This is a genomic window from Stutzerimonas stutzeri (genome assembly GCF_024448715.1).
Lineage (GTDB): Bacteria > Pseudomonadota > Gammaproteobacteria > Pseudomonadales > Pseudomonadaceae > Stutzerimonas > Stutzerimonas stutzeri_AR.
Genome location: NZ_JAMOHZ010000001.1, coordinates 604,269 through 617,693 on the forward strand (window position 1 = coordinate 604,269; position 13,425 = coordinate 617,693).

The following is a 13,425-nucleotide window of genomic DNA, read 5'->3' on the forward strand; positions in this document are numbered from 1 at the left end:
TCTACCTCGGATCAGGGTTCGGAGTGTTCTACGGGTTCGATAGTACCGTCGCGAATGACCGCGGCGAACTGTTGCATCAGTTGCTGTACCACGGGATCGGCCTGGATCGATTGCTCAGCTGCCCGTTGCCGCTCGCCGCGACGGCGGGCTGCCGCCTGGGCTGGCGTTTCCTGCTGCGGTGTCTGCAGTTCGATATCCAGCTGCAGCGTACGCCCGTGGTATTGATTCAGCGCATCGTTCAAACGTCGATGTTGCGTCGAATTGAACAGCGCACTCTGCGCCGGGTCCAGGTGCATCAGCCAGCGATCACCTTCCACGGAAATCAGAGTGCAGTTCGCCGCGATGCTACCAGTCAGACCACCCAGGCCGAGTTTCAGATAAATATCGAGCCACTCCGCAGCCAGCCCGGTAGCAGGCTCGACAGCCGGTGTCGGCTCAGCGACCTGCGAATCTGGCGCCAGCTCATCCAGCCCATCGAGATAGGCTTCAGCCTGCGTCTCGACTTCGAAATAGTCCTCATCGGTCAGTGGCGGCTCATCGTCATCCGGCTCGTTGACCTCGACCACTGCAGCGACATGTTCAGGCTCAGCAATCGGCGTGGCCCGCTGCTCCAATGTCTCGCTTTCTACCGCAACCGGCGGTGTATCGGGCGGCTCGTTCCAAGGCACGTCGACAACCGGGGGCGCGGGCTCCAACTTTGCAGACTCGGGCAGAGCTTCAGCCGGCACGGCATTCGTCGGGAGGACCTGTTCGGGCGCGGCAATGACTTTTGCCGGAGCAGGCGCCGGTTCCGACGGTTGCACGGGCGAAGGGGCAACGGCAGCCGGCTGCGCGGGCGCCACCGGCACTGCAACCGGATCGCGAACCGGCGCAGCCAACGTTGCTGTACCGGCCACGTCTGTTGTCGTGGAATCAGTCGTGGCCGGACTGACTCCCAAATTCTTTAGTGACGTTCGCGGCGCGTCTTCACTGTTGGCGGGACGAAACGCGAGCATGCGTAAAAGGACCATCTCGAAGCCGCTGCGCGGATCAGGTGCCAGCGGCAGATCGCGGCGGCCGATCAAGCCCATCTGGTAGTAAAACTGCACGTCCTCGGCCGGCAATGCCTGCGCCAGCGCCAACACCCGGTCGCGATCGCCCTGCCCGTTGTCCACCGCTTCGGGCAGCGCCTGAGCGATAGCAACGCGGTGCAGCACGTTGAGCATTTCCGCCAGCACACCGCCCCAGTCGGGCCCCTGTTCGGCCAGATGGCGAACCGCCTCGAGCAGCGCGCGGGCATCGCCTTCCAGCAGGGCCTGCAGCACGCCATAGACCTGTCCATGATCGAGCGTGCCGAGCATGGTTCGGACGTCATTCGCGAGGACCTTGCCCTCGCCAAAAGCGATGGCCTGGTCAGTCAGACTCATGGCGTCACGCATCGATCCGTCGGCGGCGCGCCCGAGCAACCACAGCGCGTCTTCCTCGAACGGCACCTGCTCGACGCCAAGCACGTGAGTCAGATGCTCGACCACGCGCTCCGGTGGCATGTTCTTCAGCGAGAACTGCAGGCAGCGCGAGAGGATGGTCACCGGAAGCTTTTGAGGATCGGTCGTGGCTAGCAGAAATTTGACGTGGGGCGGCGGCTCTTCGAGCGTCTTGAGCAATGCATTGAACGAGTGCGACGAAAGCATGTGCACTTCGTCGATCAGGTAGACCTTATAGCGCCCGCGGCTGGGCGCGTATTGCACATTGTCCAGCAGCTCGCGGGTATCCTCGACCTTGGTTCGGCTGGCAGCGTCGACTTCGATCAGATCGACGAAGCGCCCCTCGTCGATCTCTCGGCAGACCGAACACTCGCCACAAGGCGTGGAGCTGACACCGGTTTCGCAGTTGAGGCATTTGGCGATGATTCGCGCGATGGTGGTTTTACCCACCCCGCGAGTACCGGTAAACAGATAGGCATGGTGCAGGCGCTGGCTGTCCAGCGCGTTGATCAGGGCCTTGAGCACATGCGTCTGGCCGACCATTTCGCGGAACGAGCGCGGACGCCATTTACGGGCTAGAACCTGATAACTCATAACACCATCGCGGGATAAAGCAGAGGACGGGTAATGCTAGCGGAGCAGGCCGCAAATTGCATCCGGCCTGTCATCCGCAACACTGATGCATATCCCGATTGCGCCGCCCGCCGAGTCAGTCCTTCAAGGTTGCACCGAGGGCTCGGACAAGCTGCTCCACCTGCGGCTGACCGGCACCAACCTCGATCTGCAACCCATCTATCTCGCGACGCGGCGGGTATTGTTTGCGCAATTGATCGAAGCCGATACGGCGCTGGTCCTCGTCTTCGATCAGGCTTCGGCGAAAGGCGGCGTCATCTTTTCTCGGGTCATAGACGGCCCGACAGATTGTCGCCAGCACATCCCTGGGCTCGGCCGAGGCATCGAACGACATTGCCCGCAACGGAGGGACAGGCATCAGGTCAGCCAGTTTGATTGTCGGCTCCAGCCCCTTGCTGGCGCAAAACGCCTGGTACACCTGAGCCGTTCCGCGTAATTTTCCGTCCAGGCTGTAGCCCGCAATATGTGGCGTCGCGATCCAGCACAGCTCGGCCAGTTCGACATCGATCTGCGGCTCCCCTTCCCAGACATCGAGCACTGCCTGGATGTCTGGACGCCTGGCCAGCTGTCCGCGCAGGGCTGCGTTGTCGACGATTGCACCACGTGCCGCATTGATCAGCCAGGCGCCAGACCGCAGCTGTTCCAGGCGAGACTGGTCAAACAAATGAAACGTCGCATGCGCGCCATCCAGGGTTAACGGCGTGTGCAGGCTAATGACGTCGCATTCCGCGAGTATTTCGTCCAGGCCGACAAACTCACCTACTTCACGTGCCTGGCGCGGCGGATCGCAAACACGCACATCCCAACCCAAGCCGCGCAGCACCTCCACTAGCCTTCCACCGACCTTCCCAGCACCGATCACACCATACCGACGGCTGGCCAGATCGACACCCTCGCCCTCCGCCAAGGCCAGCAGGCTGCCGAGCACGTAATCGACGACGCCCCGGGCGTTGCATCCCGGTGCGCTGGTCCAGCTGATTCCCGCTTCCTCGAAATAGTCGATATCCAGATGATCGGTGCCAATGGTGCAGGTGCCGACGAAGCGCACAGCGCTGCCTTCAAGCAGCTCACGATCGACACGGGTGACCGAGCGCACCAGGAGCACATCGGTCTGCTCCAGCGCCGCTCTGTTGATACTACGTCCGGGCATGCGGCGAATCTCGCCATGCTCAGCAAAGAAGGCTTCGACCAGTGGGATGTTTTCGTCGGCAAGGATGCGCATTGGCGGGCTCCGTCAGTAGTCGGTCCATTCTAGACCGCGCCGAGCCGCTCTGCTGCCTTCCCGTGAGCGCCTCGTGCGGCGTAGACTAGACCGCTTCCTGTATACAATTTGGATAGCCCAGCAATGCCCACTGAGCTAAGACTCAGACGGGTTCGCGTTGAATTGCGCACCCTCTTCGCCCTCGCCTTGCCGATGATGATCGCCCAGCTGGCGAACACCGCCATGGGCTTTGTCGATACCTTGATGGCCGGGCGCGTCAGCCCGCGAGATCTTGCCGCGGTAGCCTTGGGCAATTCGATCTGGGTTCCGGTATTTCTGCTGGTGACCGGCATCATCCTGGCGACGACACCCAACGTTGCCCAGCGCTTTGGCAGGAACGAGCACGAGCAAATCGGTCCGCTGGTGCGCCAAGCGCTGTGGATGGGGTTCGGCGTCGGCTCACTGTTCGCGTTGCTGATGTGGAATGCCGAACCGGTGCTGCACCTGATGCAGGTCGAACCGGCGTTGATCGATCCGACAATGGCCTATCTGCGCGCAGTCGCTTGCGGCTTTCCGGCGGTGGCCCTGTATCAGGTCCTGCGCTGCTACAGCGATGGGCTCGGGCACACCAGACCGAGCATGGTGGTGGGCATCCTCGCGCTGATGCTCAACATCCCACTGAACTACATTTTCATATACGGCAAGTTGGGCCTACCGGCCATGGGTGGCGTCGGCTGCGGCTGGGCCACCGCGCTGGTCATGGGCTTCATGTTGCTGGCGATGCTCTTCTGGGTGCGACGGGCCGACTATTACCAGCCGAGCCGGCTGTTCGCTGAATTCGATTGGCCGCAATGGGCGGTACTCAAACGCCTGCTTTCCGTTGGCGTGCCGATCGGCATCGCGGTGTTTGCCGAAGCCAGCATCTTTTCGGTGATAGCACTGTTGATCGGCGGCCTGGGTGCCACCGTGGTGGCTGGGCATCAGATTGCGCTGAACTTTACCTCGCTGATCTTCATGATTCCGCTATCGCTGGGCATGGCCATTACCGTGCGCATCGGTCAGGCGCTGGGTCGTAACGCGCCGCGGGATGCGCGCTTCGTTGCCGGCGTCGGGATCGTTTCGAGCCTGGTATATGCCTGTTTCTCGGCCGGCACCATGCTGTTGTTCAGTGAGCAGATCGCACGTATCTACACCACCGACCCTGCAGTCATCGCCGTCGCCGCCAGCTTGTTCTTCTACGCCGCGCTGTTTCAATTCTCCGATGTGGTACAGGTCACCGCGGCAGGCGCGCTACGTGGTTATCAAGACACGCGCATGACTATGATATTCACGCTTTTCGCCTATTGGGGGCTTGGCCTGCCAGTGGGCTACATACTCGGCCTCACCGATAGGTTTGGCGAGCCGAGCGGACCAGCCGGACTGTGGCAGGGCCTAATCGCCGGCTTGAGCTGCGCCGCGATACTGCTGACCATCCGCCTGGCGCGCAGCGCCCGGCGCGAAATACGTCGACAGGCGAAGCCTGACAGCAGCGTAGCCGGCAGATCAGGCGTTTAGACCTCTAACACCAGCATCACTGCGCTCAGCAGCAGGAAACCGCTGAAGAGTAGACGCAGCAGGCGTTCGGGGAGTGAATGCGCCAATTTCACGCCAAGGCTAATGCTCAGCAGACCACCCACGGCGAGCGGCAACCCCAGCGACCAGTCAACCTGTCCATGGGACGCGTAAGTGACCAGCGTCACGCCAGTGCTGGGCGCCGCCAAGGACAGCGAGAGACCTTGAGCGACGACCTGTGAAGTGCCGAACACCGCCGTGAGCACCGGAGTGGCGAGTACTGCGCCGCCTACACCAAACAACCCGCCCAACGCACCCGCACCCGCACCCAGCGCGCCCAACCAGGGCCAGGGATGACGCAATTCGGTACCGCCAGGCTGCGGCTGGAAAAAAACCCGCAAGAGCATGTAGGCGGCCAAAGCCAGTAAAAAACCGACAAAGGCAATGCGCATGTGTCCTGCATCCAGCGAAACCGCAACCGCGGCGCCGGCAATGGCGAAGCAGAAGCTGGTGATGCCCAGCGCTGCCGCATGGCGCGGGTCGATACGGTTGCGTTGATGATATCGCCAGATGGCAAGCAATACGTTTGGCACCACCATTACCAGTGCCGTGCCTTGCGCAACCTGCTGATCCAGGCCGAACAGCACGCCGAGCACAGGAATCGCAATCAGCCCACCGCCGATACCGAACAGCCCGCCGAGCGTTCCCAGCACCAAGCCCAACACGACATTCAGCCCGAATTCGACGAGATCCATCAGTTCACTTCCTAAAAAACAGCAATGCTACTCAGCGCCGGCTGGCACGAACATGCAAAGCCACGCACAATCGCTTTGCCATTCACGCAAAAGCGAAACGAACGTTATGGATTCGAATGCCCTGACCGATCAGTTCAGGCTGTTCCTCGATGTGCTCGACACCGGCAGCTTCTCCGCCGCGGCTCGCCTGCATGCACTCACACCCTCCGCCGTCGCGCGACGCATCGATTCGCTCGAGCGTTCGCTTGATTGCCAGCTTGTCAGCCGCAGCACTCATGCAATCAAGCCCACCACCGCAGGCCAGGTCTTTGCCGAGCGCGCCAGACGCATCGTTCAGGAGCTGCAGCTGGCCCGCGCCGAAATGACTTCGCTGCAAAGCGCACCGGAAGGTCGTATCCGCATCGATGCGCCGGCACCTTTCGGTCGCAGGCATCTGGCGCCCGCGCTTGCGGAATTCCTGCTGGTTTATCAGGGCGTCGACATACAGCTACGTCTGATCGACAGCTTCATCGACCTGCAAGGCGAGCATCTGGGCGAAGTCGATCTGGTGCTACGTATCGGACCACTGGCCGACACACGCCTGGTCGCTACACCCCTGGCGCCGATGATGCGAATAGCCTGCGCAAGCCCGGCCTACCTTGAACGGCGAGGCATGCCGCGCACCGTGGCGGAACTGCCGGAACATGACGGACTCGACTGGGATGCTCTGGCACCACCTCATGCCTGGCGGTTCGAGCATGAAGGGAAACGACAACTGCTGCGCCCGCGTCGCCTGCGAATGGTCACCAATAATGCCGAAGCGCTACTCAGCGGCACGCTGGCCGGTTTGGGTATAGCGCATCTGCCGACCTGGCTGATCAGCGATCATCTACTGCGTGGCGAGCTGCTGCCGTTGTTCTGCGAGCATGGTTTGCCAATGCCAGAGGCGAGCGGAATCTATGCCCTGCGCCTGACCAGGGAAGCCGATTCGCGCAGCCGACTGTTGCTGGAGTTTCTGAAAAGCCGCTTCGGCCCGGTCCCGCCATGGGACCAGGCACTGCAAAGCGGACTCGGTTTTGGTTGAAGACGGTTGCAGATCAGACAGCGCAACCCGAGAGTTCCTGGGTCACGCCCCAGCCATCGATTACACCTCCAAGCGGCTCGACCAGATTCTCCAGATCCTGCTCGAAGTCGCCAATACCATCGAAGGTGGCATACATCACCTTGCTGACCTGGAGATCCCAGGCGCCGTCGTCACGGGGCGATATCTGAGCATTGACGCACTCGCCTTGAAAATTGCTGGCGGCTGCGCATGCGCACTCTCGGTCGGGGAAAACGGCGTAAAACTCGATCGGATGGACGCGGGCAAAATCGAAACCGCCCTCTTTCATCCTCAGTAGCACGTTGCTGCTTACATCCTCATGGAAGGTGGTACTCATAAAAACAACCTCCTCTCACTCATGGATGAACGGTCTCAGAAATAATGCAATAAGCCTCGTTACGGATGATTGCTGAGACAACGCCAGCCGAGCGCCTTGGACGGCGGGCACTGGGCGCGATAAACCTGATCGGTATTACTAATAGTCCTCTACAGCGATAGGTAGTTCGATTCTGACGGAGTTGAAAACTATTGCATTCCGCAGCAGCACACATCCGCCTTTTGAACATACGGCGTATGCATTGCCGCTGCAATGGCCTTCTCGTCGGGCTATTGGCATTGACCAGGGCCAGGCACTGATTCTGTGTGCCCCGCAGCGGACGCTGCGAGGCGCTGAGCAGCTTAGTCGTTGCTCGGCTTGCCGATGGCCTGCAGCACGTATTGAGGCAGCGCGAACGCACCGAGATGGACGTGCGGATTGTAGTAACGCGTGACGATACCGCTGCCGGCGAAACGCTGAGAGAGCGTTTCCAGCGACAATTTGCGACTGCCGGAATCGCATGCGCCCCAGGCGAAGGTCATGGCGCCGCCGATATAGGTGGGAACTGCCGCCTGGTAGAAGTGCCAGTCCGGAAATAGCCCATTCATGCGCTTGGCGGTGGTCTGCACTTCGGCCAGTTGCATGAATGGGGTACCGTTCTGCGTGACCAAGATGCCGCCATCGTTGAGGCAGCGACGGCAGGCCTGATAGAAATTTTCCGAGAACAATACTTCGCCCGGTCCGATGGGATCGGTCGAATCGGAAATGATCACGTCGAATTTCTCTTCGGTGGTCGCCACGAAGCGCATGCCGTCGTCGACGACCAGATTCAGCCGGGAATCATCGAACGCCCCCTTCGAATGCTCCGGCAGAAACTCCTTGCACATCTCTACTACGGTGCCATCGATCTCGACCATGGTGATGCTCTCTACATCGCGGTGCTTGGCGACTTCGCGCAGCATGCCACCGTCACCGCCACCGATGATCAGCACGCGCCGCGCCAGGCCGTGGGCCAGAATCGGCACGTGAGTGAGCATCTCGTGATAGATGAACTCGTCTGCTTCGGTGGTCTGGATCACGCCGTCGAGCGCCATGACGCGCCCCATGCGCGCGTTTTCGAAGATGACCAGATGCTGATGCTCGGTGCGCACTTCGTGCAGCATCTTGTCGACCGTGAAGCGCTGGCCGTATCCCTCATAGAGAGTTTCCTGATAGTCGCTCATGGGGTGTCTCCCTGATGGATGGCGTAACAGACAGGCAGGCCGCAGGCCGCATGGCTCGCCCGTTGGCAAAGACGGGCATTCTACTTTGGTCCTATGACAGGCGAAACCTTATGCTTTCAAAGCGCATTCGGTGAAGACAGCTATAGCAGCCGCGGCTATCGTCCGATTATGACAACGCTTATGCACCTCCCCTATCTTGCCCCCTGGAGCTGGTCGCAATTTCATCAGCACTTCGCGCTGCGCTTGCTGCCGGGTATCGAGTCGCTTGATTCCGGTTGCTACAGCCGTACCGTGCGCGTCGGTAGCAGCGTCGGCTGGATCAGCGTTCGCCCGTTGCCAGGACAGTACGCCCTTGAACTGACGCTGAGCGACTCGCTGCAGGAGCACGCATCCGTGCTGGCGTCGCGAGTTCGCAAGATGTTCGATCTCGATACCGATCCGGCCACCGTAGCGCGGCATTTCGCTGACGACCCGCTGCTCGGTCCAATCGTCGCGACTAATCCAGAGTTGCGCCTGCCCAGCGCGTTCGATCCGTTCGAACAAGCCGTGCGGGCAATCATCGGCCAACAAGTGACGGTCAAAGCGGCAGTCACCATCACTCGGCGTTTGGTCGATCGACTCGGCGAGCAACTGCCATCAACCCCAGCAAACGAAGCAGCCGGTTTACTCAGACTGTTTCCCAGCGCCGAGGCTGTGGCTAACGCCGTATTGGACAATATCGGCATGCCCGGCAAGCGCGTCGCGACGCTGCAGCGTCTAGCGGCCGCCGTGGCCGATGATGCGCTGGAACTGCACGTCGAAAACGGCGCGGACGAGCTGATTAAACGATTGTGCGAGCTGCCTGGGATCGGCCCCTGGACTGCCGAATATATTGCGTTGCGCGGGTTCGGTGAGCCGGATGCCTTTCCGGCAGCGGACCTTGGTCTTCTGAAAGCACCGTTATGGGGAAACGAAGGCATCACAGCCAGACAATTGTTGGCGCGGTCGCAAGCGTGGCGACCCTGGCGAGCCTATGCCGCGGTACATATCTGGCAGAACTATAGCAATGTCGTAACGGAAACGAGGCAGGTCAAGGCGGTGGAATCTTCGCCAATACATTTGGTGGGTCCGTAACTGGCAAAGCCAGGATCGACCCCTCACCGGAACGAGGAACGACTCCAGTCAGAGCGGTTATGTTGACTTGATGAGTTATCAGCACCACCGGCGGAGCCGCCGGCAGCGAATTGACTAGCTGGCGTAGCGTGGCGGTCTGCACGTTTCGCCGATCAGACTGAGCGAAGAATGAATCAAGTGCCGGCAGGGGTTCAGCCATCGCCAGCCCCATCTGCTCCGCAGTTTCCAACGCGCGACACCAACGGCTGCTGAGTACTCTTGGCCTGGAAATACGCTGCTGACGAAGCAGGTCGCCCCACCGCTGCGCCTCTAACCGCCCGACCTGATTCAGATTGCGCTGGGTGCTGCAATCTTCGAGAACGAAGCCTGGCGGATCGCCTACTCCGGGTGCGGTTGCATGGTGCAGAAGCAGCACTGCGCGGCCCTCGCGCAGTGCTGACCAAGCCTCATCATTAGCGGCAGGCGCGTCAAACGCACATAGCATCAGCGCGACAGCAATGCCCGCCGCGCAAGCTACAGCCTGACCTTGGCGAAATGCCCGGCGGCAACGAGCCACATAATCAGCCCGACAACTGGCAGCAGCACGATGACGAGGCTCCAGATGATCTTGCGTCCGATCTCGATGCGGCTGCGCCAAACCTGAACGATAGCCAGCAGGTCCGCCACCAGTACCACGACGGCCAGCAGAGCGCTCCATGTCTCCACGCGCCTATGGCCTCAGGTTCCTGTCATCGGGACGGTTGCCACGCGGCCCCATGATGCCCCAGATGACTAGGCCGAGAACCGGCAGGATCACGATCAGCAGCACCCAGAGCGCCTTTTTGCCAGTTGTGGCGTCGCTGCGCACAACGCTGACGATAGCCCAGATATCCAGTGCAAGAATAAGCAGGCCGAAAATACCGCCGAAGGCATCGGTCATGGCAAGACTCCAAATTACGGTGGGTTCGTAATTTGGATGCCTGGGCGGTTTGAGGGTTCAGTACGCCGATCCGCTCAGTAACGAGCCGGATCGATCGAACCAAAGCTGCCGACAACCTGATGACCCGCCAGCTCGCCATCGCCGCGAACCAGACCACAGGTGTGCATACCGGCTTCGCGTGCGGCATCCAATTCTTCCGCCACATCGGAAAGAAACAGAATTTCACTGGCAGGCAGACCTATCGAACCGGCGATTCGCGAGTACGACTCGCCTTCACGCTTATGGCCGGAACCCGTGTCGAAATAGCCGGAAAACAGCGGCGTCAGATCGCCTACCTCGGCACAGCCGAAAATAAGCTTCTGTGCCTGGACCGAGCCCGAGGAATACACGTATAGCGCATAGCCCTGCTCATGCCAGCGGCGCAACGCGTCCACGGCATCTGGATAGACGTGCCCCTTGAGCTGCCCGGCACGGTAGCCTTCGGCCCAGACCATGCCTTGCAGTGCTTTCAACGAGGTGGCCTTGCGGTCTGCGGCAATCCACTCAAGCAAAATCTCCACGACACGTTCGAGATTCGCGTCCAATTCACCACTCTCACGGCGCACCGCATCGATCTGAGCAGACACCGACGAATCCTCGGCATGATCGAGGACGAAGGCTGGCAGGTGCTCGCGGGCGTAGGGGAACAGCACGTCGAAGACAAAACTCACCGCACTGGTGGTGCCTTCAATATCGGTGAGGATGGCTTTGATCGGCATGCTCAGTCCTCCAGACGCGGAAAGCGGCCGGCGATATCTTCGCCAGTGAATTGCGCGACCCATCCTTCAGGATTGTTGAACAGGCGGATGGCGACGAAATGGGGATGCTCGCCCATGTCGAACCAGTGCCGGGTCCCGGCAGGAACCGAGATCAAGTCGTTCTTTTCGCACAACACGGCGTAGACCTTATCCTCGATATGCAGCGTGAAAAGCCCACGACCAGCAACGAAGAAGCGCACCTCGTCCTCGGCATGACGATGCTCTTCAAGGAACTTGGCACGCAACTCGGCCTTCTGTGGATGATCACTGGACAGGCTGACCACATCGACCGTGACGTAGCCGCGCTCACTCATCAACCGGTCGATTTGCGGGCGGTAGGCGGCAATCACCTCTTCCGAGCTGGCACCTGCACCAATAGGCGTACTGGCCTCCCAGCGTTCCAGGTGCACACCGACCTCGGCCAAGGTCGCGGCGATGTCCTCGATATGAGTGAGCACTTTGAGTGGCTGCTCGGGGGCTGTGTCCTGATAAACGCTGAGGATGCTCATGATGATCGTCTCTCCGACCGGGAATGACTCGCCGGCTTTGTCGTCGGTAATTTGGCGGCATGCGCCATGTACGGGTAAAACTACTGGCGGCTCATACGCGCTGCAGCGCCCGCATCTTCAATTCGCATTCGAAAAGAAATTCGAACGCCTCGATCTGGCGTAACGCATCGCTCATCTGCGGTCCCCAGGTATACAGGCCATGGCCGCGTATCAGATAGCCAACACAGTCGGGGTGCTCGTCGAGCCAGGGTTGCACGCGGGAGGCGAGTCGCTCGATATCCTGGTCGTTATCAAAAATCGGCACCAGCACCTGTGACTCGTGAGTCGCAACGCCGCTGAACGCCTTTTGCAGTTCGTAATCGGCAAAAACCAGTGAATCGCTGAGGCAGACACGCGACAACACGGTAGCGTTGACCGAGTGCGTATGCAGAACCGCACCAACCTCTGACTTCCAGCGATACAGCTGCGTGTGCAGCAAGGTTTCCGCCGATGGTTTTTTTCCTTCTTCCAGGCTACGACCATCCATGTCGACAGCCAGCAGATCGCTCACGCCCAGTTCGCCCTTGTGCTTGCCGGATACGGTCAGCAGCACTTCCGCATTGCTCAGACGTGTCGAGTAGTTGCTGCTAGTGGCCGGTGACCAGCCGCGTCCATAAAGGAAGCGCCCCGCGTCGATGATCGCCTGGGACAAATGTTCACGGATGGCTGTCATGCCCGGTTCTCCTGCTTAGGGATGGCAATGATAACGGCAGCGGCGAGCGCCGCCAGGCTCGCGATGGCGAAGGTCCATATCGGACCGAGGCTCTCCCAGCTGTAGCCGGAGTAAAGTGCGCCCAGCGCTCCGCCGACACCCGCAAGCGTCGCGTACAGCGCTTGCCCCTGCCCTTGCTGGCGGTGGCCGAAACTCCGCTGGACGAAGTGGATTGCCGCCGCGTGAAAGCTGCCGAAAGTCGCCGCATGCATCAGCTGAGCGACCAACAGTACCGCAAGGTGATCGGCCAGCGTCCCCAGCAGCAACCAGCGGATTGCCGCCAGAACGAAGCTTGCCACCAATACCTGGCGCAGCGAGAAGCGCGCAAGCAACGGGGCCATTATCAGGAACACGAGGATTTCGGCTATCACACCCAGCGCCCACAGCAGGCCAATGGTGCCGCGCCCATAGCCGAGCGACTCCAGGTGGATACTGAAGAAGGTGTAGTAAGGTCCGTGGCTGACCTGCATCAGGCCGACGCAGGCGAAGAACGCCAGCACACTCGGATGGCATAGTTGGCGCATGAAGCCACCCTGCCCAACCGTCTCCGGCTTTTGCTCCGGCACCGCATTAGGAACCCAGGCACTGCTAATGACGATGCCTGCCATGATTGCCATCAGCGCGACGGGATAAACGCCCAGACCAAAGAGTGCGAACAGCGCACCAAGCCCGACCACAGCCAAGATGAAGCCGATACTGCCCCACAGGCGAATCTGACTGTAACGCGACGCCTGATCTCGCAGATGTGCAAGGGTAATGACTTCGAACTGTGGCAGCACGGCATGCCAGAAGAACGCGTGCAGCGCCATCACCAGCACGAGCCAGGCGTAACTCTTGCTGTAAAAAATCAGACTGAACGAAAGCAGCGTGCAGAGCGCACCGATGCGCACAATGGTCAGGCGCTGACCCGTGACATCACCCAGCCAGCCCCACAGGTTCGGCGCCAGGCAGCGCATCAACATGGGAATGGCCACCAGCTCGCCAATGCGCTCGGCAGAAAAACCGAGGTGGTCGAAATAAAGCCCGAGATACGGCGCAACGGCGCCCAGCACGGCGAAATAGAAGATATAAAAACCGGACAGGCGCCAGTAGGGTAAAGCTGCAGTCATGCCG

At 60.5% G+C, this 13,425-nt stretch carries 15 protein-coding genes; 3 read left to right on the forward strand and 12 right to left on the reverse strand.

Annotated elements, in window-relative coordinates; genetic code table 11:
- Window positions 1–11: 11 nt before the first annotated feature.
- Window positions 12–2,057 (reverse strand): DNA polymerase III subunit gamma/tau, encoded by a 2,046-nt coding sequence (gene dnaX, locus NAV33_RS02600; protein WP_255976613.1) that lies wholly within the window; start codon window positions 2,055–2,057, stop codon window positions 12–14.
- A gap of 115 nt (window positions 2,058–2,172) precedes the next feature.
- Window positions 2,173–3,318: a 4-phosphoerythronate dehydrogenase PdxB gene (pdxB, locus tag NAV33_RS02605; RefSeq protein WP_255976615.1), complete on the reverse strand. Its 1,146-nt coding sequence runs from the start codon at window positions 3,316–3,318 to the stop codon at window positions 2,173–2,175.
- 123 nt (window positions 3,319–3,441) lie between these two features.
- Here pdxB and NAV33_RS02610 point away from each other — a divergent pair, with 123 nt between their 5' ends.
- On the forward strand, window positions 3,442–4,851 hold the full coding sequence (locus tag NAV33_RS02610) for an MATE family efflux transporter (RefSeq protein ID WP_272887182.1): 1,410 nt from the start codon (window positions 3,442–3,444) through the stop codon (window positions 4,849–4,851).
- Here the strand turns inward: NAV33_RS02610 and NAV33_RS02615 are convergent.
- Window positions 4,848–5,603, reverse strand: a complete 756-nt coding sequence (locus NAV33_RS02615) for a sulfite exporter TauE/SafE family protein (protein ID WP_255976620.1) — start codon at window positions 5,601–5,603, stop codon at window positions 4,848–4,850. The two genes, NAV33_RS02610 and NAV33_RS02615, sit on opposite strands and share 4 nt — an antisense overlap.
- A 106-nt stretch (window positions 5,604–5,709) precedes the next feature.
- On the opposite strand from NAV33_RS02615, the gene NAV33_RS02620 reads away from it, so the two are divergent.
- Window positions 5,710–6,666 carry a LysR family transcriptional regulator gene (locus NAV33_RS02620; RefSeq protein ID WP_255976622.1) on the forward strand — a complete coding sequence of 319 codons (957 nt, stop codon included), beginning with the start codon at window positions 5,710–5,712 and terminating at the stop codon, window positions 6,664–6,666.
- A gap of 13 nt (window positions 6,667–6,679) precedes the next feature.
- On the opposite strand, the gene NAV33_RS02625 is transcribed toward NAV33_RS02620, so the two are convergent.
- Window positions 6,680–7,021: a ribonuclease E inhibitor RraB gene (locus tag NAV33_RS02625; RefSeq protein WP_255976624.1), complete on the reverse strand. Its 342-nt coding sequence runs from the start codon at window positions 7,019–7,021 to the stop codon at window positions 6,680–6,682.
- Window positions 7,022–7,362: 341 nt separating this feature from the next.
- Window positions 7,363–8,223 (reverse strand): polyamine aminopropyltransferase, encoded by an 861-nt coding sequence (gene speE / locus NAV33_RS02630; protein WP_255976626.1) that lies wholly within the window; start codon window positions 8,221–8,223, stop codon window positions 7,363–7,365.
- Window positions 8,224–8,391: 168 nt separating this feature from the next.
- On the opposite strand from speE, the gene NAV33_RS02635 reads away from it, so the two are divergent.
- Window positions 8,392–9,336 (forward strand): DNA-3-methyladenine glycosylase family protein, encoded by a 945-nt coding sequence (locus tag NAV33_RS02635; protein ID WP_255976628.1) that lies wholly within the window; start codon window positions 8,392–8,394, stop codon window positions 9,334–9,336.
- Here the strand turns inward: NAV33_RS02635 and NAV33_RS02640 are convergent.
- The 7 genes from NAV33_RS02640 to NAV33_RS02670 all read right to left on the reverse strand — a co-directional run bounded on the left by NAV33_RS02640 (window position 9,293) and on the right by NAV33_RS02670 (window position 13,421).
- Window positions 9,293–9,820: a histidine phosphatase family protein gene (locus tag NAV33_RS02640; protein WP_255976630.1), complete on the reverse strand. Its 528-nt coding sequence runs from the start codon at window positions 9,818–9,820 to the stop codon at window positions 9,293–9,295. The two genes, NAV33_RS02635 and NAV33_RS02640, sit on opposite strands and share 44 nt — an antisense overlap.
- Window positions 9,821–9,849: 29 nt before the next feature.
- The gene (locus tag NAV33_RS02645) at window positions 9,850–10,041 is read right to left on the reverse strand and encodes a PLDc N-terminal domain-containing protein (RefSeq protein WP_255976632.1); all 192 of its coding nucleotides are present in this window, start codon (window positions 10,039–10,041) and stop codon (window positions 9,850–9,852) included.
- A gap of 4 nt (window positions 10,042–10,045) precedes the next feature.
- Window positions 10,046–10,255, reverse strand: coding sequence for a PLD nuclease N-terminal domain-containing protein (locus NAV33_RS02650; RefSeq protein WP_255976634.1), 210 nt, complete (start codon window positions 10,253–10,255; stop codon window positions 10,046–10,048).
- Window positions 10,256–10,329: 74 nt separating this feature from the next.
- On the reverse strand, window positions 10,330–11,013 hold the full coding sequence (mtnC, locus tag NAV33_RS02655; protein ID WP_255976636.1) for an acireductone synthase: 684 nt from the start codon (window positions 11,011–11,013) through the stop codon (window positions 10,330–10,332).
- 2 nt (window positions 11,014–11,015) lie between these two features.
- Window positions 11,016–11,561 carry a 1,2-dihydroxy-3-keto-5-methylthiopentene dioxygenase gene (locus NAV33_RS02660; RefSeq protein WP_255976638.1) on the reverse strand — a complete coding sequence of 182 codons (546 nt, stop codon included), beginning with the start codon at window positions 11,559–11,561 and terminating at the stop codon, window positions 11,016–11,018.
- 91 nt (window positions 11,562–11,652) lie between these two features.
- Window positions 11,653–12,273, reverse strand: a complete 621-nt coding sequence (locus tag NAV33_RS02665) for a methylthioribulose 1-phosphate dehydratase (RefSeq protein ID WP_255976640.1) — start codon at window positions 12,271–12,273, stop codon at window positions 11,653–11,655.
- Entirely contained in the window at window positions 12,270–13,421 is a 1,152-nt protein-coding gene (locus tag NAV33_RS02670; RefSeq protein WP_255976642.1) for an MFS transporter, read from the reverse strand. Before NAV33_RS02670 ends, NAV33_RS02665 begins: the two co-directional genes overlap by 4 nt.
- Window positions 13,422–13,425: the final 4 nt, after the last annotated feature.

What these genes read in the sequence shown, in the direction of transcription:
- dnaX (WP_255976613.1), bottom strand. Translation starts at nt 2,057, where the DNA reads ATGAGTTATCAGGTTCTAGCCCGTAAATGGCGTCCGCGCTCGTTCCGC.
- pdxB (WP_255976615.1), bottom strand. Translation starts at nt 3,318, where the DNA reads ATGCGCATCCTTGCCGACGAAAACATCCCACTGGTCGAAGCCTTCTTT.
- NAV33_RS02610 (WP_272887182.1), top strand. Translation starts at nt 3,442, where the DNA reads ATGCCCACTGAGCTAAGACTCAGACGGGTTCGCGTTGAATTGCGCACC.
- NAV33_RS02615 (WP_255976620.1), bottom strand. Translation starts at nt 5,603, where the DNA reads ATGGATCTCGTCGAATTCGGGCTGAATGTCGTGTTGGGCTTGGTGCTG.
- NAV33_RS02620 (WP_255976622.1), top strand. Translation starts at nt 5,710, where the DNA reads ATGGATTCGAATGCCCTGACCGATCAGTTCAGGCTGTTCCTCGATGTG.
- NAV33_RS02625 (WP_255976624.1), bottom strand. Translation starts at nt 7,021, where the DNA reads ATGAGTACCACCTTCCATGAGGATGTAAGCAGCAACGTGCTACTGAGG.
- speE (WP_255976626.1), bottom strand. Translation starts at nt 8,223, where the DNA reads ATGAGCGACTATCAGGAAACTCTCTATGAGGGATACGGCCAGCGCTTC.
- NAV33_RS02635 (WP_255976628.1), top strand. Translation starts at nt 8,392, where the DNA reads ATGACAACGCTTATGCACCTCCCCTATCTTGCCCCCTGGAGCTGGTCG.
- NAV33_RS02640 (WP_255976630.1), bottom strand. Translation starts at nt 9,820, where the DNA reads ATGCTATGTGCGTTTGACGCGCCTGCCGCTAATGATGAGGCTTGGTCA.
- NAV33_RS02650 (WP_255976634.1), bottom strand. Translation starts at nt 10,255, where the DNA reads ATGACCGATGCCTTCGGCGGTATTTTCGGCCTGCTTATTCTTGCACTG.
- mtnC (WP_255976636.1), bottom strand. Translation starts at nt 11,013, where the DNA reads ATGCCGATCAAAGCCATCCTCACCGATATTGAAGGCACCACCAGTGCG.
- NAV33_RS02660 (WP_255976638.1), bottom strand. Translation starts at nt 11,561, where the DNA reads ATGAGCATCCTCAGCGTTTATCAGGACACAGCCCCCGAGCAGCCACTC.
- NAV33_RS02665 (WP_255976640.1), bottom strand. Translation starts at nt 12,273, where the DNA reads ATGACAGCCATCCGTGAACATTTGTCCCAGGCGATCATCGACGCGGGG.
- NAV33_RS02670 (WP_255976642.1), bottom strand. Translation starts at nt 13,421, where the DNA reads ATGACTGCAGCTTTACCCTACTGGCGCCTGTCCGGTTTTTATATCTTC.